Origin of the sequence: Robertmurraya kyonggiensis (assembly GCF_005116465.1) — a bacterium.
GTDB lineage: Bacteria > Bacillota > Bacilli > Bacillales > Cytobacillaceae > Robertmurraya > Robertmurraya kyonggiensis.
Map to the genome: position 1 here is coordinate 499,344 of NZ_SWBM01000001.1, position 21,545 is coordinate 520,888.

General features: G+C 38.1%; 19 protein-coding genes. 16 read left to right on the forward strand and 3 right to left on the reverse strand.

Annotated features, from left to right (window positions below; all coding sequences use genetic code 11):
- Nucleotides 1–78 precede the first annotated feature (78 nt).
- Nucleotides 79–1,179 carry a CdaR family transcriptional regulator gene (locus FA727_RS02500; RefSeq protein ID WP_136829150.1) on the reverse strand — a complete coding sequence of 367 codons (1,101 nt, stop codon included), beginning with the start codon at nucleotides 1,177–1,179 and terminating at the stop codon, nucleotides 79–81.
- Between the two features lie 116 nt (nucleotides 1,180–1,295).
- Here FA727_RS02500 and FA727_RS02505 point away from each other — a divergent pair, with 116 nt between their 5' ends.
- The 3 genes from FA727_RS02505 (at nucleotide 1,296) to FA727_RS24320 (ending at nucleotide 3,044) form a co-directional block, all read left to right on the forward strand.
- On the forward strand, nucleotides 1,296–2,651 hold the full coding sequence (locus FA727_RS02505; RefSeq protein ID WP_136829151.1) for a TrkH family potassium uptake protein: 1,356 nt from the start codon (nucleotides 1,296–1,298) through the stop codon (nucleotides 2,649–2,651).
- Between the two features lie 85 nt (nucleotides 2,652–2,736).
- Nucleotides 2,737–2,898, forward strand: coding sequence for a protein YkzP (gene ykzP, locus FA727_RS24315; protein ID WP_170209230.1), 162 nt, complete (start codon nucleotides 2,737–2,739; stop codon nucleotides 2,896–2,898).
- Nucleotides 2,898–3,044 (forward strand): hypothetical protein, encoded by a 147-nt coding sequence (locus FA727_RS24320; RefSeq protein WP_170209231.1) that lies wholly within the window; start codon nucleotides 2,898–2,900, stop codon nucleotides 3,042–3,044. Before ykzP ends, FA727_RS24320 begins: the two co-directional genes overlap by 1 nt.
- Nucleotides 3,045–3,074: 30 nt before the next feature.
- Here the strand turns inward: FA727_RS24320 and FA727_RS02510 are convergent, their stop codons facing one another.
- Nucleotides 3,075–4,820 carry a B12-binding domain-containing radical SAM protein gene (locus tag FA727_RS02510; protein ID WP_136829152.1) on the reverse strand — a complete coding sequence of 582 codons (1,746 nt, stop codon included), beginning with the start codon at nucleotides 4,818–4,820 and terminating at the stop codon, nucleotides 3,075–3,077.
- 351 nt (nucleotides 4,821–5,171) lie between these two features.
- Nucleotides 5,172–6,863, reverse strand: coding sequence for an L-lactate permease (locus FA727_RS02515; RefSeq protein ID WP_136829153.1), 1,692 nt, complete (start codon nucleotides 6,861–6,863; stop codon nucleotides 5,172–5,174).
- Nucleotides 6,864–7,257: 394 nt separating this feature from the next.
- On the opposite strand from FA727_RS02515, the gene FA727_RS02520 reads away from it, so the two are divergent.
- The 13 genes from FA727_RS02520 to FA727_RS02580 all read left to right on the forward strand — a co-directional run bounded on the left by FA727_RS02520 (nucleotide 7,258) and on the right by FA727_RS02580 (nucleotide 21,529).
- Nucleotides 7,258–7,983, forward strand: a complete 726-nt coding sequence (locus FA727_RS02520) for a FadR/GntR family transcriptional regulator (RefSeq protein ID WP_136829154.1) — start codon at nucleotides 7,258–7,260, stop codon at nucleotides 7,981–7,983.
- A gap of 360 nt (nucleotides 7,984–8,343) precedes the next feature.
- Nucleotides 8,344–9,060: a (Fe-S)-binding protein gene (locus FA727_RS02525; RefSeq protein WP_136829155.1), complete on the forward strand. Its 717-nt coding sequence runs from the start codon at nucleotides 8,344–8,346 to the stop codon at nucleotides 9,058–9,060.
- Between the two features lie 33 nt (nucleotides 9,061–9,093).
- A complete protein-coding gene (locus FA727_RS02530; protein WP_136829156.1) occupies nucleotides 9,094–10,521 on the forward strand; it encodes a LutB/LldF family L-lactate oxidation iron-sulfur protein in 1,428 nt (475 codons plus the stop codon).
- Nucleotides 10,521–11,237 (forward strand): LutC/YkgG family protein, encoded by a 717-nt coding sequence (locus tag FA727_RS02535; protein WP_136829157.1) that lies wholly within the window; start codon nucleotides 10,521–10,523, stop codon nucleotides 11,235–11,237. The genes FA727_RS02530 and FA727_RS02535 overlap by 1 nt, the downstream gene beginning before the upstream one ends.
- Before the next feature lie 328 nt (nucleotides 11,238–11,565).
- Nucleotides 11,566–12,579 (forward strand): 2-oxoacid:acceptor oxidoreductase family protein, encoded by a 1,014-nt coding sequence (locus tag FA727_RS02540; RefSeq protein WP_136829158.1) that lies wholly within the window; start codon nucleotides 11,566–11,568, stop codon nucleotides 12,577–12,579.
- Nucleotides 12,579–14,873: a thiamine pyrophosphate-dependent enzyme gene (locus FA727_RS02545; protein WP_136829159.1), complete on the forward strand. Its 2,295-nt coding sequence runs from the start codon at nucleotides 12,579–12,581 to the stop codon at nucleotides 14,871–14,873. The genes FA727_RS02540 and FA727_RS02545 overlap by 1 nt, the downstream gene beginning before the upstream one ends.
- Before the next feature lie 239 nt (nucleotides 14,874–15,112).
- Nucleotides 15,113–16,582, forward strand: coding sequence for a PAS domain-containing sensor histidine kinase (locus FA727_RS02550; protein WP_136831001.1), 1,470 nt, complete (start codon nucleotides 15,113–15,115; stop codon nucleotides 16,580–16,582).
- Between the two features lie 21 nt (nucleotides 16,583–16,603).
- Nucleotides 16,604–17,095, forward strand: a complete 492-nt coding sequence (locus FA727_RS02555) for a methylated-DNA--[protein]-cysteine S-methyltransferase (RefSeq protein WP_136829160.1) — start codon at nucleotides 16,604–16,606, stop codon at nucleotides 17,093–17,095.
- Nucleotides 17,096–17,269: 174 nt separating this feature from the next.
- Nucleotides 17,270–17,509 carry an aspartyl-phosphate phosphatase Spo0E family protein gene (locus FA727_RS02560; RefSeq protein WP_136829161.1) on the forward strand — a complete coding sequence of 80 codons (240 nt, stop codon included), beginning with the start codon at nucleotides 17,270–17,272 and terminating at the stop codon, nucleotides 17,507–17,509.
- Between the two features lie 567 nt (nucleotides 17,510–18,076).
- Entirely contained in the window at nucleotides 18,077–18,895 is an 819-nt protein-coding gene (locus FA727_RS02565) for an electron transfer flavoprotein subunit beta/FixA family protein (protein WP_136829162.1), read from the forward strand.
- Nucleotides 18,896–18,931: 36 nt separating this feature from the next.
- On the forward strand, nucleotides 18,932–19,957 hold the full coding sequence (locus FA727_RS02570; protein ID WP_136829163.1) for an electron transfer flavoprotein subunit alpha/FixB family protein: 1,026 nt from the start codon (nucleotides 18,932–18,934) through the stop codon (nucleotides 19,955–19,957).
- Nucleotides 19,950–21,245, forward strand: coding sequence for an FAD-dependent oxidoreductase (locus FA727_RS02575; protein ID WP_136829164.1), 1,296 nt, complete (start codon nucleotides 19,950–19,952; stop codon nucleotides 21,243–21,245). Before FA727_RS02570 ends, FA727_RS02575 begins: the two co-directional genes overlap by 8 nt.
- Entirely contained in the window at nucleotides 21,245–21,529 is a 285-nt protein-coding gene (locus FA727_RS02580) for a ferredoxin family protein (protein ID WP_136829165.1), read from the forward strand. Before FA727_RS02575 ends, FA727_RS02580 begins: the two co-directional genes overlap by 1 nt.
- Nucleotides 21,530–21,545: the final 16 nt, after the last annotated feature.

Genomic DNA, 21,545 nt, shown 5'->3' on the forward strand with positions numbered 1-21,545 from the left:
ACAGTTTATTATATTAAGTATAAAAAAAAGCGGGGGAACCCGCTATGTATGATAATACAAAATATTGATGATGAAATATTATATTTTTAGATGTTTATCTAAAAACTGTAGAGATAAGTAAAGGATGAATAAATCATCGATATTTCTAGGATTCAAATGGGTCATTTCAGTAATTTTTTTCAGTCGATAATGTAGGGTGTTTATGTGAACATGCAATGATTCAGATGTTCTTTTCAAAGAAAAATGATTTTCGATTAATTTCTTTAGTGTCACAATCAGTTCCTCATCTTCTAAGAGTGGAGCGATTGTTCTTTTGATAAAATCATCTTTTGTTTGCTGAGAGATATCGTCTAAAATCATTTCTAAAGCTAAATCTTCATCAAATATAAGATCGCAGGTTGAATTCTTCGCATGGAGCGCCCGTTCTGCTTGATGGAAGGATTGATTGATGTCTTTTGGAGGAACACTCAATCCAACCCCCATACTGACTTCCATTTTCAAGCGATCTAATAAAAACTGATGAAATCGCTTTGCTTTATCATGATAATTTTGGTCCGAAGTAAGTAGATAAATGATTCGATTATTTCCCCATCTCGTAATGACATCTGTATCTGTGCGTTCTTGCCATGAAAGAATAGATAGCCATAAATCACGATGGAGAATGGAGGAGCCTTTTGCTACTTCAGCAATCATAACCTGGCGGTGCACATTTAAATCTATGTGTAAAAGCTTAGCTCTTTCTAAGAAAGCTTCATTCCATTCCTTTAATTGAATCCAGTCAAGAAGAAACGCCTCCATTGAGCGGGATTGCCAGTCGAATTGCTCGGTCACGTAGCTTTCGCTAATGAGGAGCTCAGTCATTTTTCGTATAATTTCTCCAAAAGGAGAGACGGCATCTGGGTTGCCTGTAATTCCAATCACCCCAACAACATCTCGTTGAAAAAAGATAGGGAGATTAATTCCAGCCTTAACGCCTTTTAATATCTGTTGATCTGCTTCCGAGATAATAAGTTTTTCCTTTTTTTGAGAAGCTATTAAGGCACCTTCATGAAAAGTGTTCACTCTTATAGGATCTGTACTTGCGATAATTTGTCCTTTTGTATCAACAACGATAATATCTTCATCTAATAATTTCCGTACTTCAGTAATTATTTTTTCAGCAAGTTCTTGAATTAGCATGAACATTTCCTCCTAATAATTCCATTATAACGGTTATGTCCTAGGATTATCGATTGTAAAATTGGCGGGAATTCTTTATGATAGGAAAATAGGAAAAAAGAAGTGTGGAGAAGCCAATGTGGAAAAAATTTAAAGTATTTCTGAAAAAATTAACGCCAGCTCAAGTGATCGTTGGCTATTATGCGATTGCAACGACGATTTCGGTTCTGCTGCTTAGAATTCCGGCTGTACATAAACCGGGAGTAGAAGTATCGTTTATTGATTCGGTTTTTACTGCGATCAGTGCAGTGAGTGTAACTGGTTTAACGACTATGAACATCTCTGATACATATAGTGTGTTTGGAATTTTTATGTTAATTCTTATTTTGCAATTTGGCGGCATTGGTGTCATGACATTAGGGACATTTTTCTGGCTTTTGTTAGGTAGAAAAATCGGCCTGAAAGAACGTCAATTAATCATGATTGACCAAAACCAAACGAATCTTTCTGGACTTGTTCTTTTGATTAAAGATATTCTGAAAATTATTCTTTTGATTGAGTTAATGGGGACAATTATTTTAGGAGTTTATTTCCTTAACTATTATCCAGATTGGAAAGAAGCTTTTTTCCATGCATTATTTGCTTCGGTCAGTGCAACCACAAATGGTGGATTCGATATTACGGGCAATTCCTTACAACCATATGCAAAAGATTACTTTGTTCAATTGATCAATATTATTTTAATTACCCTTGGAGCCATTGGATTTCCGGTTCTTATCGAGGTCAAACAGTTTTTAATGAAGAGGGAACATCAACGTGCTTTTCGATTTTCACTTTTTACGAAACTGACATCTGTTACGTTTCTAGCACTATTGGTTTTTGGTACTGTGATAATCCTCTTATTAGAATCTGGACATGCATTAAAAAATGCCAATTGGCATGAATCGTTTTTCTACGCGTTCTTTCAGTCTGCCTCTACTAGAAGCGGAGGACTGTACACGATGGATGTGAGTTCCTTTACCCAAGCGACCCTTATTATTATGAGCGGTTTAATGTTTATTGGGGCATCACCAAGCTCTGTTGGTGGGGGGATTCGTACGACAACCTTTGCATTAAACATCTTGTATCTGTATCATTTTGCAAAAGGGAATCGGCATATTAAGATTTTTCGACGAGAACTTCATGAAGATGACCTTCGCAAGTCATTAGCTGTTACGATGCTGGCATTTGCTCTTTGTGCCATTTCTCTCGTTGTATTATCCATAACAGAGGATCATTCTTTACTTACACTCATGTTTGAAGTTTGTTCTGCATTTGGAACTACAGGATTGTCGATGGGGATTACAGCTGACCTCTCTTCAGTTGGAAAATGTGTCATCATGATTCTAATGTTCATCGGTCGTATTGGAATGACCTCCTTCTTATTCATGATTGGTGGAAAAGAAGAGAAGGCGAATTATCATTATCCAGTAGAGCGTGTGATTATAGGATAAGAAAAAAAGTCCAAGGGGTTCCTTGGATTTTTTTTTCGTTTACGGAAATAATAAGCTCGTAACATCCTAACAGGAGGAATTTACAATGGCGAAAAGAAAAGCACAGTTTGATGCTGTTGAAAAGCACTCGAAAACACCAAAGCGTAATATTGAGGAAACAGAATTCTCAAGCGAATTTGCAAACGGTGAGAATGATATGAAAGGATTCAATCGCAATTCTAAAAAAGGCAGAAAGGGTAAATCATAATGCCAAAAAAAGATCAGAAAGATAACGCTAGTAGAGTTGAATTTGGAACCGAGTTTTTAGAAATTAATCATACGAAAAATATTGAAATCCCATTTGCTAGTCGACAAAAGAAGGATGTTGGTGGCAAAAATAAAAGAAAACAATAAACGAAAACACGGTCCTAGGACCGTGTTTCTTTATGCGTTTTTCGTACTGAAAAAGTTTGCTTTTTCGTTAATTGGATCAAAATAGACGATCATGGTTGCCTTTTGTGGTATGACTTTACCTGTCTCCAAGTATACTTGCAGATCAAAATGTATATCTTCCACGAGAGTATGCTTGTATAGTTCGCGTTCATTTAATTTTAATTCCACATAATCTTCGCCAAGGATGGTTGGTGTTTGTAAAATACTTTGATAGATCACAGATCTTTCTTTTTTCTCAAGAGATTGTTCCCACCAAGGTTTTCTCGGCTTGTATTTGGCTTTTGATAAATAATCCAGCTTCATTAACCCGTCAATGACTTCAAGGTCATTTATGTCCTTCGAATGTAGGAATTGATAAAGTCTTTTAAATAGATCCTCTAATTGATGACCAATTCTACTCCAACCACGATTTTCCCAGAACGCACCGAACTCCTGGAAGAAATCAAACGGAGAAGGGAAGACCTCGGTTACTAAATATTCGATTGTATGATCCATACGATGATCATTCCAATACTTTTCTAGTACATCCTCGACCTGTTTAATCTTAATGATATCCTGGAAGCTCAATACGTTGTTGCCAAGAATTTCATAAGGAGAATGGTCCATATAGATATATTGGTGTTCGTCTGCACGAATTCTAAGTCCAGTTCCACGTAACATTTTTAGAAATCCAAGCTGAAGCTCTTCAGGTCTTAAGGCAAATACATCATTAAAGGTTTTACGGAAAGAGAAGTAATCTTCTTCAGGTAGACCGGCAATTAAGTCTAAATGCTGATCAATTTTTCCACCTTCCTTAACCATTGTAACGGTACGCGTTAGCTTTTCGAAATTCTGCCTTCTTTTCACTAATTCATTGGTGTCGTCATTGGTTGATTGTACGCCAATTTCAAAACGGAATAGTCCCGCAGGCGCTTCGGTGTTCAAGAACTCGATTACTTCGGGCCTCATAATATCCGCAGTAATCTCAAATTGAAAAACAGTACCTGGTACATGTTCATCAATCAAAAAGCGGAACATTTCCAGCGCATAGCTACGACTAATATTGAAGGTCCTGTCGACAAATTTAATTGTTTTTGCGCCATTCTTCATTAAATAGCGGATATCGTCTTTGATTTTTTCTCTGTCAAAATAACGTACTCCAACTTCAATAGAAGAAAGGCAGAATTGACAATTAAAAGGACAGCCACGGCTTGTTTCAACATAGATAACTCGTTTTGATAGATGAGGGATATCCTCTTCAAAGCGAAACGGAGAAGGGAGCTCTCTTAGATCAATCTTATTTCCTTGTGGCGTGAATTTGATTTTTCCATCTTCACGATAGGCAATCCCTTTCACTTGCGTAAAATCGTTTTCCCCTTGAAGTTGTGTGAGGAGTTGTTTAAAGGTCTCTTCACCTTCGCCCATAACAATAAAATCGAACTCAGGAACGCGTTCCATCCATTCGTATACATCATAGGTCACTTCAGGGCCACCAATCACGATTTGAATGGAGGCATCAATTTTTTTAATCATCTTCACAACTTTGATCGTTTCTTCAATATTCCATATATAACAACTGAACCCGATAATAGTAGGTTTTCTCTGGATAAGGTCCGTGACAATGTTCATGGTTGGATCCTTAATGGTGAATTCAACTATTTCTACATCAAACTCAGGTTCGGCATATGCCTTGAGGTAGCGGATCGCTATATTCGTGTGAATGTACTTAGCGTTTAAAGTGGTACAAATGGTCTTCATGTTCTCAAAAAACTCCTTCATCAAAAATGATGGTTAAATAACCTTACTATTATAACGTATTGGAAGGAATTTGGACAGAAATGGTGGGGATGTTGTAACAGTGAGGGGAAAAGAGATTTTAGTGACAAAGTGTAGCTGAAGCGAGGTAATTCTGTCAGGGAAAAGTGGTTTCATTGACAAAAAGTAGCTGGAGCAGAGTAAATTTGTCAGCCAAATGATATGTCGTTGCCAAGTTGACGTAAAAACCAAATCAATTTGTCAATCGAAAAGCCCAAACTGACTAAAAAACGCATATAAAAAAGGGCCCACCAAAAGAAATACCTTTTGAGTGAACCCAATTCATTTTAATCCTTAAGGAATCATCCAACTTAAAACAGTACCTTGTAGTAATGTGATTACACAAAGAATTAATAGTAAGAAAACACTATACTTAAGGGTGAAACGTAATAACTCTGATTCTCTACCGGCTAATCCTACCGCTGCACAGGCAACTGCAATGGATTGAGGAGAAATCATTTTTCCTGTTACCCCACCAGAAGAGTTAGCGGCAAGGGCTAACACTGGTTCCATACCAACAGATGTTGCCGTTACTTGCTGTAGTTTTGCAAATAATACGTTTGCGGATGTATCGGAACCGGTGACGAATACTCCAAGCCATCCAAGTACAGGAGAGAAGAATGGGAAAAGTGAGCCCGTTTTCGCTAATACCATACCTAGTGTTGTCGTCATTCCAGCAACGTTTGCAACATATGCATAGGCAACTACCGCACAAATTGTGATAAGTGGGAATTTAATTTCCTTAATCGTATCAATAAAAGTAACAGCCCATGTTTTCCAGGACACTTTGAAAATGAATTTAGTCACTATCGCCGCTAAAAGAATTGCAGTACCTGCTGCGCCTAGTAATTCTAGCTTGTAAACAGCAGCAATTGGTGCACCAGTAGAACCATCAAGTACTTGGTTGTGCAAGAAAGGCACTTCCGGCATAAATGTTAAGGCATGTCCAATAGAATTTACTACTTTTAAAATCGCATTGGCACCTTCATAGTGACCAGTTAAAGCTTGCTTAATTACCGGTGTACCCCAAAGTGAAATGAATCCAGTTAAGATAATGAATGGAGACCAAGCCTTGAAAATTTGGCCGCCTGTAAAAGTTTCTTGTTTAGTAGTAAGTTTTACAGCTGCAGTTGCTGCGATTTCCTGTTCTGCAGGGAATCGATAAATGTTTTTCGGTTTCCAGAACTTCATGAAAATAGCTAAAGCAAATAGAGAAACTAATGCAGATAGTATATCTGGTAATTCAGGTCCTAAGTAGTTAGAAGTTAAAAATTGTGTTACGGCAAAAGAAACACCTGATACTAAAATAGCTGGCATTACTTCAAATGCCTTTTTAAATCCAGCCATAATGACAATTAGGAAAAACGGAATGAACACTGATAGGAATGGTAGTTGACGACCAACCATTTTAGAAATTTCTAATGCAGAAATTCCAGTTGGACCTTCCATAGCTGTGATTGGAACACCGATAGCACCGAAGGCAACTGGTGCTGTATTTGCAATCAAACAAAGTCCAGCAGCATACAATGGGTTAAATCCAAGTCCTACTAATAAAGCAGCAGAAATGGCAACCGGTGCTCCGAACCCTGCAGCTCCTTCTAGAAAAGCTCCGAAAGAGAAGGCAACAAGCAATGCTTGAATACGTCTATCTTCTGTAATCGTTAAAACGGAATGACGAATAATATTAAACTGTCCCGTTTTAACAGTTAGATTGTAAAGAAATACGGATGCAATAATGATCCAACCAATAGGTAATAATCCGTATACAGCCCCTTGAGTACCAGACATGAATGCGGTACCAATTGGAACCTTAAAAGCGACAACCGCAAGCACAAGGGCAACAAGTAAAGTAGTTAAGCCCGCTATGTAGCCTTTCATTTTTTTAATAGCTAAAGCCCAGAAAAAATACAATATTGGAATTAGAGCGACAATTGCAGTGAGAGCTAGGTTGTCTCCCACAGCGGTAAAGTTTTGAGTGAATGTCATGTTTTTTCCCCCATTTGAAAAATATTTAGTAGGTCTAAATGTTTTTTGAAAACACTTAAGCCATTCTCCCCTTTGAACAAAACCCCTAAAGAAATCGTTTTCATTGTTTCGTAGCATAAGATGATATGGTCATCTGATGACTTGATGTTTCAAATTATATTTTGTTAATTAAGATATTTCAACACTTTTGTGAAAAAATTATTTTTTTTCTAAAATTAGAAGACTCCAGATTGTTATCAGACTAAGTCTCGAAAAATAGTTTTATAGTAATAAAAGGTATAGTCTTTGTTAATATGAAAATAAATTAAATAAAACAAAATAATAGACAAAGCGATATGAAGGTTTTAATGTATAATATTGCTATGGGCATAGGGATTAAATGGGGTGAAATTACTTGCAATATAAACAAATAAAACCAAAAAAGATTTATGAAGAAGTAGCAGAAGCGCTTCACGAGATGATTCGTACCGGGCAACTTAAGCCAGGTGATAGACTAGATTCGGTGCAACAGTTAGCGGAGAACTTTCAAGTGGGACGCTCCGCAATACGGGAAGCATTGTCTGCCTTGAAGGCAATTGGTCTGGTGGAAATGAAACAAGGGGAAGGAACTTTTATCAAAGGGTTCGAAGCAAAACAAATCACATTTCCATTATCCACTGCAATTCTGATGAATAAAAAAGATATAGAGAATCTTCTAGAAGTTAGAAAAATCATTGAAACAGGTACATCAGCAGCAGCAGCAAGAAACCGAACTGAAGAAGATTTAGAAGTGATGAAGCTTGTACTAGAGGAAATGAAGACGGTTCAAGGTGATGGTGAATTAGGGGAAAAGGCAGATTTTAAATTCCATTTGGCTTTATCTGCTGCAGCCCAAAATCCGCTCTTATCGAGTCTCATGGAACATGTTTCTGAACTCATGTTTGAAACACAGAGAGAGACAAGACGCTTATGGTTGTTTTCAAAACAAACAACCAGTGAGAAATTATATGAACAGCATGTTGAAATCTATAAGGCGATAGAAGCTGGGGACGAGGAGCAGGCAAGAAAAGCCATGCTTTCTCATCTTGAAAATGTAGAGGAAATACTAAGAAAGTATTTCGAAGAAAACGTGCAGAAATAAATGAATTGATAAGAGGACTTTCCTTGCAAAGGTGTTATGACCTAGCGGGAGAGTCCTTTTCTCTTGAAAAAAGAATAGCGAAATAGCTTAATCCTAAGACGTACGAGGATAGATTTTAAGTATTAATTCGCATTTAGTTTGTCATAAATTATTCGAAAATAGTTTTAATGGCGTGTTGCATTACCGAGTTTGGATATTAATTCCATACAAATTATTTTTTTGAAAACTCTTTCAAAAGTAGGAATGTTTGTAGTAGTATAAAAATAGTTAATAAAGTTCTTCCATATTTTAGTCATCAGATGACCGGGTGACCTATTGAATTGAAGGGCTAAAATTTTGTGTGCATAAGGAGCGGGGAAAATGAAAGTAACCCTTTTTGCTACTTGTTTAGTAGATATGTTTCAAGGTGATGTAGGGAAAGCCACAGTAGAACTATTAGAACGACTTGGTTGTGAGATTGATTTTCCAGAATCACAAATTTGCTGTGGTCAGCCTGCATATAATAGCGGCTACGTAGAAGAAACAAAACCAGCGATGAAAAAAATGATTGAGGCATTTGAACATGCAGAATATGTGGTATCACCATCTGGTTCATGTGCTTATTTCTTTAAGGAATATCCACATATTTTTAAAGGTGATCCAATTTGGGAGTCAAAGGCACAAGCTCTTGCTGATAAAACTTATGAATTAACGCAATTTATAGTAGAAGTATTAGGGGTAACGGATGTAGGTGCTTCTTTAGAAGGTAAAGCAACCTATCATACATCCTGCCATATGACGAGATTACTAGGTGTGAAGGAAGCACCTATGAAACTATTAGGCAACGTAAAAGGATTAGAGTTCACTGAGCTTCCTGAAAAGGATAAATGCTGTGGATTTGGAGGAACATTCTCTGTAAAAATGGCTCATATTTCTGAGCAAATGGTTGATGAGAAGGTTCAGCATGTAGAAGAAACAGAGGCGGATATTCTAATTGGAGCAGATGCTGGCTGTTTAATGAATATTGGCGGAAGAATTGGTCGAAAAGGGAAACAGATTAAGGTTATGCATATTGCAGAGGTTCTGAACAGTCGATGAAATTGAAACTATCGACAAAAGGGGGAATAGCAGATGGGAATGAAAACAAGCAATGAGAAGTTTAATGATCGTGTTGAAAAAAATCTTAATGATGCCTTTATGCGTGGAGCTGTTTCCAGTGCACAGGAACGTTTTCAAACGCGACGTTTAAATGCAGCAGAAGAGCTAGGAAACTGGGAAGAATGGCGCTCACATGGTGAGGAAATTCGTCAGCATGTTCTTGATAATATTGATTACTACTTATATCAATTAAGCGAAAATGTCTCTAAACGAGGCGGACACGTTTTTTTTGCAAATACACCAGAAGAAGCAACAGAATATATTCAAGCAGTTATTGAGAAAAAGAACGCAAAAAAAGTTGTCAAATCAAAATCAATGGTTACAGAAGAAATTAACTTAAATGCTTGCTTAGAGAATATTGGCTGTGAAGTTATTGAAACAGATCTTGGTGAATATATTCTTCAGGTAGATGACCATGAGCCACCTTCTCATATTGTTGTTCCAGCATTGCATAAAAATAGACAACAAATTCGAGATGTATTCCATAAAAAACATGGTTACCAACATTCTGATGAGCCGGAAGAATTAGCTTTACATGCCCGTGAAAAATTACGTCAAGAATACTTATCTGCTGACGTGGGAATTACCGGTTGTAACTTTGCTATTGCAGAAACAGGTTCAGTTACCCTTGTAACAAATGAAGGAAATGCGGATTTAGTTTCGGCACTTCCGAAAACTCAGATTACTGTTATGGGAATGGAGAGACTTGTACCAACCTTCGAAGAGATGGAGGTACTTGTAAGCTTATTAACAAGAAGTGCAGTAGGACAAAAACTAACAAGTTACATCACAACACTGACAGGAACAAAGGATGAAGGGGATGTAGATGGACCAGAAGAATTCCATCTTGTCATAGTAGATAATGGTCGTTCTGACATCCTTGGCGGAGAATTCCAATCAATTCTCCAATGTATCCGTTGTGCAGCATGTGTGAATGTGTGCCCTGTCTATCGCCATGTTGGAGGTCATTCATATGGCTCCATTTATTCTGGTCCTGTAGGAGCTGTTCTTTCTCCATTATTAGGAGGATATGATGATTATAAGGAGCTTCCATACGCATCTACATTATGCGGTGCATGTACAGAAGCATGCCCAGTGAAAATTCCATTGCACGATCTTCTCCATAAGCACCGTCAAGTAATTGTTGAGAAAGAAGGACGTGCACCGATTTCTGAGAAACTGTTGATGAAAGCATTTGGTATTGGTGCTTCCTCACCTGCCCTTTATAAAATTGGTTCAAAAATGGCACCAGCTGCGATGAATCCATTTTCTGATGGGGAAAAAATCACGAAAGGACCTGGTCCATTAAAAGCATGGACAGAAGTTCGTGACTTCCCAGCACCAAATAAAGAACGTTTCCGGGATTGGTTCAAGAATCGTTCAAAGGGAGAGGAACAGTAATGATTGGAACTATACAAAATAGAGAAGCTTTTTTGAATAAATTAGCAGGTCGATTGGGAAGAGAACGTAGAACTGAGGTTGAAAGACCTGATTGGAAATATAATCCCCAAGTTGAGGTTCTAAGAGGTGCGACCCCGGACGAGTTAGTAGATGTGTTAAGAGAACAATGTAAAAACATTCATACAAATTTCGTGCTGACAACTTCTGGGGAGCTCCCCGCTTCTATCAACGAAGTTGTAAATAACTATGGTGGCGGTCCGATTGTTTCTTGGAAGGATGAACGCTTTGAACAATATGGTTTAACAAGCCTGATGAAAGAGGAATGGCCAGAAAAAGGCATTGAATTACACGAATGGGATCATACAAAAGGAAAAGAAAACATTGATAAAGCTAATTATGCAAATGTAGGAATTACGATAAGTGATATTACCCTGGCAGAATCGGGAACTGCTGTGCTATTCAGTGGGAAGAACAAAGGAAGAACGGTTTCTTTCTTACCAGCAACTTCGATTATTCTTGTTCCGAAAAGTAGTATCGTTCCAAGAATGACGCAGGCTGCTCAAATTATCCGAGAAAAAGTTGCAAATGGTGAGCAGGTTGCTTCTTGTGTAAACTTTATTACGGGTCCAAGTAACTCAGCGGATATCGAAATGATTTTAGTCGTTGGTGTTCACGGTCCAATCAAAGCAACCTATATCGTCATTGAAGATATGTAAATAATAGAAATATAGTAAGAAGGTGTCTATATAAAGGCACCTTCTTTTTGAATTTTTTCATACAACCCTAGAAGCTGGCTGAATTTAATAGTCAAAATGAACAGCTTTTTAAAGGAGTGTTTATTATAGAAGGAAAATTTCCTGTTATAAAACAAAAATACATCTGTTATATAATTGCAAGACCTTGCACAACAACCTTTATATAAACTGTTTCAAAATTTCTTCCTATATGTTTAACAAATGTCACAGATTGTATGAAAAAGTTCACCTACAATATGAAGTGGGGATTAGTATCAATACACTATTCATACATATAGGGAGGGAGATTATGTCTATTTTACCGAAAAAGAATGATCTAGGTTTTTTTGAGATTCGTCTTGAATCAATCGGTGGATTAGGGGCAAATTTAGCAGGAAAAATGTTAGCAGAAGCAGGAGTACTTGGATTGGGCTTGAATGGCTCGAACTTTTCATCCTATGGATCAGAAAAAAAGGGTTCACCTGTAAAAAGCTTCATTCGTTTTTGTGATGCAGAAGTTGAAATTCGTGACCATAGTCCAATTGAACAACCGCATATTATCGGTATTTTTCATGAGGCACTATATAAAACAGTTGATGTTGTAAGCGGACTCATTCCAGATGGAATCGTGTTAGTGAATTCTACTCGGGACTTCAAAGATGTAAAGAGCGACCTACAATTATCATATGGCACATTGGCCATCGTCGATGCTTTAGGAATCGCAGTGGAAGAGCGCACAAAGGTCAATACGGCCATGTTAGGAGCACTTTTCCGTATTTGTGATTTTCTCGATCCTGAGTCTATGCGAAATGTCATTCGCAAGACCTTTGAAAAAAAATATCCGCATTTAGTAGAACCGAACATTCGCACTTTTGATAGAGGATATAATGAAGTTCAATTTAAAACGTTTGAAGCCCCAGCCGATGCAATTGGGAAGAGCTTTAGCCGTCCACAGCCACTATTAGGCTATGAAACTCAGGCACTTGGTGGTGTAATTACAGCTCAAGGCAATAGTATTTTAAAAGATTTAAGTGGTTCTCGCCAAGGTTATTTACCTGGTTTAAACCTGGAAGATTGCATTCATTGCGCTTCATGTGACACCGTATGTCCTGATTTCTGTTTTGTATGGGAAGAGGGAGAAGATAAGCGCGGAAGAAAGCAAATGTTTCTACAAGGAATTGATTATCAATACTGTAAGGGTTGTTTGAAATGTGTGGAAGCTTGTCCAACAACAGCTTTGAATGAATTGCGTGAAACCATCGGGTATTCAGAAGTCCATCAAGTGAAGCAAAACTTTCCGTTAATCGCAGGGGGTGTTTCCTAATGGCATTAAAAGAAAAAGAATTAACAGCTGGAATGGAAGCTGAGCAGTTGATGACCTTTGAATCTGGGAACGAGATGGCGGCAATGGCGGCGGCTCAAATCAACTATCATATTATGGGCTATTTTCCAATTACTCCGTCCACCGAAGTCGCCCAGTATTTGGATCAAATGAAGGCTCGTAGAGAACATGACATTAAACTAATTGCGGCAGATGGGGAGCATGGTTCTGCTGGAATTTGCTATGGAGCAGCTGCAACAGGAGCACGTGTTTTTAATGCGACAAGTGCGAATGGATTCATGTACATGTTAGAGCAACTACCAGTTCAATCTGGCACTCGTTTCCCGATGGTGATGAATCTCGTGACACGTTCGATCAGTGGACCACTAGATATTAGAGGTGACCATTCTGACCTATATTTTGCACTCAATACTGGTTGGGTGATATTAACAGCAAGAACCCCACAGGCTGTCTATGACATGAATATTATGGCGTTAAAAATAGCTGAGCATTCAAAGGTTCGCTTGCCCGTCATATTGGCTTATGATGGATTCTTTACTTCCCATCAAAAGCGGAAGGTGCAATATTTCAAGGATCGAAAAATTGTTCAGGATTTCGTAGGAGAATGTCCACTTGATTATCAATTTGCCCGTGATCCGAAAAATCCGGTAACAATTGGTGCTCACATGAATGGGGACGATTTAACGAATAATCACTATCAACAATCTGAAGCTATGTATGCTGCAGGCAAAGTGTTTGAAGAGGTGTCAGAAGAATATGCAAAGCTGTCTGGCCGTGAGTATCCAGTCTTAGATCTATACAAAATGGAAGATGCGGATGTTGCTTTATTCTTATTAAATTCAGCGGCAGAATCGTCGAAGGATGTAGTAGATAAGTTTAGAGAACAGGGTATTAAAGCAGGTGTCATCAGTCCAAATATCATTCGTCCTTTCCCAGCTGAAGCGATTCGGAAGGCGTTAAAGAACGTTAAGTCTCTTTTAGTAGGAGAGAGAGCTGATTCTTATGGAGCAAATGGTCCAAACCTTACTCATGAGGTAAAGTCTGTTTTACAAGAAGATAAGGAAAATCAAACGATTGTGTTAAGTAGAGTGTTTGGTCTCGGTGGGAAGGATTTCTATGCAGACGATGCGGAAAACTTTTTCCAAATGGCGATTGATGCGCAAGAAAAGGGTTACGCAGAAAAACCTTTTGATTATTACGGGCATGTACCAGGTCACCCAGAAAACGTCATACAGCCGGTTATTACTCCTCAACATGGAGATGTATATCGAACAGGTTTAATTCAAGTCACAGAGGATGAAGAAACAAATAAATTGAAGGTTAAAATGCCACCATTGCGAGCATTGACTTCAAAACCCAAACGTATTGCTTCAGGTCATGGGGCATGCCCAGGATGCGGAATCTTTGGTGGACTAGAGTTGTTTTTCAAAGGGATTGAAGGAGATGTGGTTGTGTTATTTCAAACAGGCTGTGCTTACGTAACGACTACTTCTTATCCACATACATCCCATAAGCAAACAATGATGCACAATCTGTTCCAAAATGGAGCAGCCACATTATCAGGTACGCTCGAAGCATTTTTTGAACAGAAACGTAGAGGGGAAATTGAGGTAGCGGACGATGCAACCTTTGTTATGATTACTGGGGATGGTGGTATGGATATCGGAATGGGCTCTGCCATCGGCACGGCTCTTCGTAACCATAAATTAATCATTCTTGAGTATGATAATGAAGGCTATATGAATACAGGTTCACAAATGTCCTATTCAACCCCGATTGGGAATATGACTAGTACAACCAATGTTGGGAAGTCTCAGCAGGGAAAAGCATTCCATCATAAGGATACACCGCAAATTATGGCGGCGACTAATATTCCTTATGTCTTTACAGGTACAGAAGCATTCCCGCAGGATCTGGTTAAAAAAGCGGCCAAAGCTCAGTGGTATGCCCAAAATGTTGGAACTGTTTATGGAAAAATTCTCATTACTTGTCCACTCAACTGGAAATCAGAGGATCGCTATGGGAATACGATTATGGAGGCTGCGGTCAATTGTAATTTTTTCCCACTATATGAAGTGGAACAAGGGGAAACAACTATTACTTATGATCCTGAAGCAAAGAAAAAGAAAATCCCACTTTCAGACTGGCTAAAATATATGGGAAAAACAAAACATTTATTAAAAGAAGAAAATAACACGATTCTTTCGGATTTTGAAGAGGAAATCGAAAGAAGATGGCAGAGACTAAAAGCGCAGCACGAGAATCCATTATTATAAATGATAGTACAAGTTCTCTACTAAGAAATAGAACTTTTTTCCTATTTTGAGGGGCCGTTTCATAGAGACGGTCTTTTTGTCACGAAAAAACCATTTTTTCTCATTTTTATTGCAGGTGTTTTTTTCTTTTTTGTAGAATAAGAAATTGATTTGAAATTTCCAAGTGTCTATTCATATGTTAATCCTATATAAACAAAGTCCAAGACAAAGCGATAAAAGGTGGGAATACGGTGAAGGAAATGCAATTTAAAAGTGCCGGAAACGAAATATCTTCCATGCAAACCGAAGAATTATTGGTACATCAAGAAGCACAGAAAAATGAAGAATTTTATCGAGATTTATTTATTGAGGCGCTAGATGGGATTGTCTTTTGGACAGTAGAGGATGGGATCATTGAAGCGAATGAATCGGCCTGCAAAATTTTTGAAAGCAGCGAATCTGAGCTAAAGCACAAAAAAATAGAAGACTTTGTATTTAGCCACCCGAGCAATTATAATCGAATATTAAAGGACCTATATAGCAGAGGTTCGGTTCGAGATGAACTTGTATTTTTGATGCCGAATGGACAGAAGAAAATATTGGAATTTACCACAAAGCTACACTCGGCTAATGGTCATCGTATGACGATTTTTCGTAATGTTACGGAACGATATGAAATGGAACAGGAGTTAAGAGAAAGCGAGCGTAAATTTCGAAGCATTTTCGAAGGAGCGGTTGAAGGTTTAATCCTTTGGAATGATAAATTTGAAATCGTAGATGTAAACTCTTCTGGTGAAAAATTACTTCATGCAAATAAAGAAGAGATTATTGGTCATTCTCTGTTATCGATATTGGCACAGTATAATGTCAAGGAAGAGGATATGTCAGAGCATGTCGATCTTTTTAAATCGAAGGAGCATTCATGCGGAGTAATCACGTTTGTATCGGAAACAGGTGAAAGGACGCATGTGGAGTACGCGACAAAGAAAAATGTCTTTTCGAATTTAAATATGACTACATTTAAGGATATTACAGACAAACTGCAAATGGAAGAGCATTTGCGGAAGTCAGACACATTGAGTGTAATTGGGCAGCTTGCAGCCGGTATTGCTCATGAGATTCGTAATCCGATGACGGCGCTTAAAGGCTTCATTCAGTTATTAGAAGATACAATTAAAGAGGATCATTCGATGTATTTCGGAGTGATCAAAAACGAACTGAATCGAATTGATTCTATCATTAATGAATTTCTAGTATTAGCAAAGCCGCAAGCGATGAAATACTTAGAAAAAGACATTGTTCAATTGATGAAAGAAACGATTGAATTACTTAAGCCTCAAGCTGTGCTACACAATGTTCAATTTCAACTAACGCTTGAAACCGAAATTCCTTATATTTATTGTGAACCTAATCAGTTAAAAAAGGTATTCATCAATATTATAAAGAATGCTATAGAAGTAATGAGTAACGGAGGTTTTATACGGATTGCGATTAGAAAAGTGGATGGCGATCAAGTATTGGTATCGATTCAAGATGAAGGTGAAGGAATTGACCCTGAGAAATTAAGAAGATTGGGTGAACCGTTTTTTACGACAAAAGAAAAAGGGACTGGATTAGGGCTAATGGTTTCCTATAAAATCATTAGTGAACATCAAGGGCAAATAGATGTGGAAAGTGAGCAAGGGAAAGGAACCGTTTTTTATATAAAACTTCCTATTAGAAGAGTTTGAATGTAGAAAGGTCGAATACAATTGAAATATTATACTATCTATCAATCAAGTATCGGTGAAATTTATGTTGTGGCAGATGAAAATCATATTGTCGCGCTGCATATCGGCAATGAGGATTTCTTGGAATCAGAAAAAGAAGAGGTTCAGAAAAATAGTAGTCATCCACTCTTAATGCAAGCTGTCCAACAATTGGATGAATATTTTTCTGGTAAGCGGAAGGACTTTGATTTACCTTTACAAGAGAAGGGTACTATTTTTCAAACAAGAGTATGGAATGAGCTAAAAAAGATTCCTTATGGTACAACAATCAGCTATCAGGATGTAGCTACGGCGATTGGAAATACAAAAGCTGTTCGAGCAATTGGACAGGCGAATAAAGCAAATAAACTTCCGATCATCATTCCTTGTCATCGAGTAATTGGGAAGGACCAATCATTAACAGGCTACGCTGGAACACAAGTTCATATTAAAGAGAAGCTACTAGAATTAGAAGGAGCTTTCTTTAAAAAATAGTTGGTTCATCACGGAAAATGTCGAATATAGAAAAGAGATTTATCAAAAAACATGTCTTTATAGAATGTTTTGTCTAATATTGCGATTCTATTTACATTCGAACTTTTTCTTGGCATAATTCATCAAGGATACATTAATAGATTTAAGGATTTAAGGTAGATTAGGGGGATAGCGGTGCAGTACGATTGTCGGGAAAAGTTGAATGAAATTCGAAAAATGAGAGAAAAAATGATAGAATCAGCTCAAGAAAAAGGGTTTACCAGTGATGATACAATTCGATATAGTCAGGAACTTGATCAATTGATATATGAGTACCAATGCTACTCTAAAAGAACTGGTCAACAACAAGATGAAATTAGAATTGCCTTTAAACAAATGATAATGATTTTACCACAAGCACAAATGTTGGTTTAATATATTGTTTAATTAGGCTCTTTTCTCATATTTTGTTGTATTTAGAACCACAAAATTAAAGAACTGAGCTATGTTCTTCAGGGATATCTTTCCTTATAACAATGAGAAAAGAGCTTGCAAACATAGTCAGAGTGCACCAAATCATATTTAATTACGTTAAAATCGGCCGCTGGCCATCGGATTTAGGATTTTAACAATAATATTATGACATTAGCTTTTAATGACAACTAGATGAATGATGTTATATGAGGACTCTTGAAGAGGTCTTCTTTTTTTTGCCATTTATATTTCGAAATTAAGTGTCATTGTGATTTTTATCATAGAGGAAAAATGGAAATTTTCTTTATTATTAATATAAATAAATTAAATACCTATTCAAATTCTATCTAGATCTTCTCGAAATTAATTATTACTCCAAAGATATGACTCCACTATTTATTTTCTAACAACTACAGAACAGTCAGCAGTAATTGCACCACCATCCATGATTTTGTTTGTACTATGCTTTCATCAAACTTTGATAGAGCATGTCAAAATAAAAACAATTCTAGAAGGGGGATTTATTGCATGCACATAGTTGTTTGTGTCAAACAGGTCCCAGACACAAAAATCATCAAAATCAATCCTAAGACGAACACCCTAGACCGCCGTAGTGCACCTGCCATCTTAAATCCGTATGACGCGCATGCTGTACAAGAAGCAGTAAGACTCAAATCCATTTTGGGTAGAGGTAAAATATCTGTCCTTTCAATGGGTCCACCTCAAGCAACCGAGGTTATTAAGAAATGTATAGAAATCGGTGCTGATGAAGGATATCTAATTTCAGACCGTGCCTTTGCAGGAGCAGATACACTTGCAACAAGTTATGCATTATCTAAGGCGCTTGAGAAAATAGCAAGCGTTGATCCAATCGATTTAGTGATTTGCGGTAAGCACGCCATTGATGGTGACACAGGACAGGTCGGTCCTGGAATCGCGAGAAGGTTAGATATTCCGCCTGTTACGAATGTGATCGAGGTTTCTGAAGTCAACAGTAATGATAGGACGATTGTTATTAAGAGAAAGCTTTCGAACGGATATGAGCTCGTACAAGCTAATATGCCTTGCTTATTAACGGTTGAGAAAGAAATTAATAAGATTGAATATTCGCCTCTCTCAAATATGTTGAAGGCAGCTAGATACAAATCTCATATTTGGTCCGTAAGTGATTTAGGAGAAGTTAATATCACCCAATTAGGATTAAAAGGGTCCCCAACTGTAGTTGGAAAAATGTTCACACCACCGAAGCTTGAAGGTGGAAAAATGCTAGATGGAACTAGTGATGAACAAGTTTCACAGCTCATGGAAGTGCTTTTAGAGCAAAAAGAGCTCTTAAATGTGAAATAGGTAACATATTAGATATAAAATTGGAGGTTTTCTAGGATGGAGGAATACCAAGGCGTGTGGGTATTCATTGAGCAATCTGAGGGTGAAATTGCAGGCGTATCCCTTGAATTGCTTGGTGCTGGACGACAGCTTGCAGATAAGTTAGAAGTTCCATTGGCAGGCGTATTATTAGGAGAGAAAGTGCGAGAGCTTTCTACACAAGTTATCGGACATGGTGCTGATATAGTGTATTTGATTGATGATCCAGTATTAAAATATTATCGTACAGAATCGTATATGAAGTGTGTCAATAATTTGGCGCTTAAATATAGGCCGGAAATCTTCTTATATGGCGCAACTCCGAACGGAAAGGACCTTGCAAGTGCAGTCGCAACTGATTTGAGTACGGGTCTAACAGCTGATACGACTATGCTTGATGTGGACGTGGAAAAAAGATTACTAGAAGCTAGTCGTCCGGCATTTGGCGGAAATATCATGGCCACAATTCTTTGTAAGAAGAATCGACCACAAATGGCTACTGTTCGACCGAAAGTAATGAAGGCGCTTCCTTTTGACGGAGTTCGTATTGGGGAAGTGGTAGAAGAAATGATTGAGCTAAGCGAAGAAGATATGCGTACAAAAGTGCTTGAGATTGTGAAGAATGTAACAAAAGCAGCTAGCTTGGCCGATGCTCATGTTATTGTCTGTGGGGGAAAAGGAATGGGGGACCTAGAAGGGTTCGAACTCATTCACGAGTTAGCAGATACGATTGGTGCTAGCGTTGGAGGTACGCGGGACGTCATTGAAGCGGGGTGGCTCCCACATGAATTGCAGATTGGGCAAACAGGTGAAACAGTCACGCCTAAAATCTATTTTGCTATCGGTCTATCTGGTGCTATCCAGCACGTCGTAGGCATGAAAAATTCCGAGCTCATTATTGCCATTAATAAAGACCCAAATGCTCCGATCTTTGAGGCTGCCACTTATGGAATTGTCGGAGATGCCTTTGAGGTTGTACCGAAACTAATTGAGCAGTTCAAACAAATTCGTGTGAAGCAGGGAGGTGAAGTAAGCTATGTCTGAGAAATTTGATGTAATCGTCGTTGGGGCTGGACCAGCTGGTACCGCATGTGCTTACACATGTGCAAAGAACGGTCTGAAGGTATTGCAGATCGAAAGAGGAGAATATCCTGGAAGTAAAAATGTCATGGGTGGCGTTTTATACCGAAAGCAAACAGAAGAAATTATTCCTGAGTTTTGGAAAGAGGCACCATTAGAAAGACCGATTATCGAGCAACGTTTTTGGATGATGGATAAAGAGTCTACGGTTTCCTTCGGCTATAAGGGGCTTGAATGGGGAGTGGAACCGTACAATAATTTTACGGTCTTGCGCGCACATTTTGATCAATGGTTTGCCAAAAAGGGAGTTGAAGAAGGCGTTCTATTAATCAATGAAACGGTTGTAACGGAATGTATTGTGGAAGATGGTAAGGTTATTGGCGTTCGTACGGATCGTCCTGATGGAGAAATTTTCGCTGATGTAGTTGTTCTTGCAGACGGCGTTAATTCACTTTTAGCTAAACAGCTTGGATTTCATAACGAACTAAAGCCTGACCAAGTTGCATTGACAGCTATGGAGGTTATTAACCTACCAAAGGACAAAATCAATGATCGCTTTAATTTGCAAGAAAATCAAGGCTGTACAATTGAAATCTTTGGCGACTCTACCAAAGGAAATCTCGGGACAGCATTTATCTATACCAATAAAGAGAGCATAAATATTGGAGTCGGTACCACATTATCCAGCATGATTAAGGCAAAAATGAAGCCTTATGAATTGCTAGATTATCTAAAAAATCATCCTATGGTGGCACCACTTTTAGCAGGAGGAGAATCTACTGAATATCTGGCACATTTAATCCCTGAAGGAGGCTTCCGTGCTGTTCCGAAAGTCGCTGGCAATGGAGTTGTAGTAATTGGAGATGCAGCACAGCTTGTCAACGCGATACACCGAGAGGGTTCCAATATGGCCATGGCTTCTGGAAAAATGGCTGCTGAGGCTGTTATTCATGCAAAAGAACGTAATGATTATAGTGAAACAAGCTTAAATAGCTATCGTGAAGCCCTATACGCAAGCTCTATTATGAAAGATTTAGAAAAATATAAGGATGCAGCTCATTTGTTCGAAAGTAGCCCACAGTATTTCAAAGAATATGTTCCAATGATGAATCAGGCAATGAGTAAATTCTTCACGGTCGATGGAACACCGAAGAAGGAAAAGCAGAAGCAAATCATTAAAGGTTTCACCAGTGAAAGGGGCACCTTTGGCGTGATGAAAGATCTTTATCGTGCATGGAAGGCGGTGAAATAATGTCCACAAAAACGATTGAAGAAAAACAATATTTGATTCGTTTTAAAGCAAACACGAAATCACATTTAACTGTACTTGATCATGACATTTGTAGCACAAACTGTCCAGATAAGTTATGTACGCTATTTTGTCCGGGAGAAGTATATAAATGGGAAGGTGCAAGAATGCAGGTCGGCTATGAAGGTTGTCACGAATGTGGAAGTTGTCGAATTGGTTGCCCTCATGAAAATATTAAGTGGGAATATCCATTAGGCGGCCATGGTATTGTGTTCAGGTTGGCGTAGAAATTCAAAAGAAAGA

Bases quoted from the DNA above. Each gene is read 5' to 3' on its own strand.
- FA727_RS02500 (WP_136829150.1), bottom strand. From the start codon at position 1,179: ATGCTAATTCAAGAACTTGCTGAAAAAATAATTACTGAAGTACGGAAA.
- FA727_RS02505 (WP_136829151.1), top strand. From the start codon at position 1,296: ATGTGGAAAAAATTTAAAGTATTTCTGAAAAAATTAACGCCAGCTCAA.
- ykzP (WP_170209230.1), top strand. From the start codon at position 2,737: ATGGCGAAAAGAAAAGCACAGTTTGATGCTGTTGAAAAGCACTCGAAA.
- FA727_RS24320 (WP_170209231.1), top strand. From the start codon at position 2,898: ATGCCAAAAAAAGATCAGAAAGATAACGCTAGTAGAGTTGAATTTGGA.
- FA727_RS02510 (WP_136829152.1), bottom strand. From the start codon at position 4,820: ATGAAGACCATTTGTACCACTTTAAACGCTAAGTACATTCACACGAAT.
- FA727_RS02515 (WP_136829153.1), bottom strand. From the start codon at position 6,863: ATGACATTCACTCAAAACTTTACCGCTGTGGGAGACAACCTAGCTCTC.
- FA727_RS02525 (WP_136829155.1), top strand. From the start codon at position 8,344: ATGAAAGTAACCCTTTTTGCTACTTGTTTAGTAGATATGTTTCAAGGT.
- FA727_RS02530 (WP_136829156.1), top strand. From the start codon at position 9,094: ATGGGAATGAAAACAAGCAATGAGAAGTTTAATGATCGTGTTGAAAAA.
- FA727_RS02535 (WP_136829157.1), top strand. From the start codon at position 10,521: ATGATTGGAACTATACAAAATAGAGAAGCTTTTTTGAATAAATTAGCA.
- FA727_RS02540 (WP_136829158.1), top strand. From the start codon at position 11,566: ATGTCTATTTTACCGAAAAAGAATGATCTAGGTTTTTTTGAGATTCGT.
- FA727_RS02545 (WP_136829159.1), top strand. From the start codon at position 12,579: ATGGCATTAAAAGAAAAAGAATTAACAGCTGGAATGGAAGCTGAGCAG.
- FA727_RS02550 (WP_136831001.1), top strand. From the start codon at position 15,113: ATGCAATTTAAAAGTGCCGGAAACGAAATATCTTCCATGCAAACCGAA.
- FA727_RS02565 (WP_136829162.1), top strand. From the start codon at position 18,077: ATGCACATAGTTGTTTGTGTCAAACAGGTCCCAGACACAAAAATCATC.
- FA727_RS02570 (WP_136829163.1), top strand. From the start codon at position 18,932: ATGGAGGAATACCAAGGCGTGTGGGTATTCATTGAGCAATCTGAGGGT.
- FA727_RS02575 (WP_136829164.1), top strand. From the start codon at position 19,950: ATGTCTGAGAAATTTGATGTAATCGTCGTTGGGGCTGGACCAGCTGGT.
- FA727_RS02580 (WP_136829165.1), top strand. From the start codon at position 21,245: ATGTCCACAAAAACGATTGAAGAAAAACAATATTTGATTCGTTTTAAA.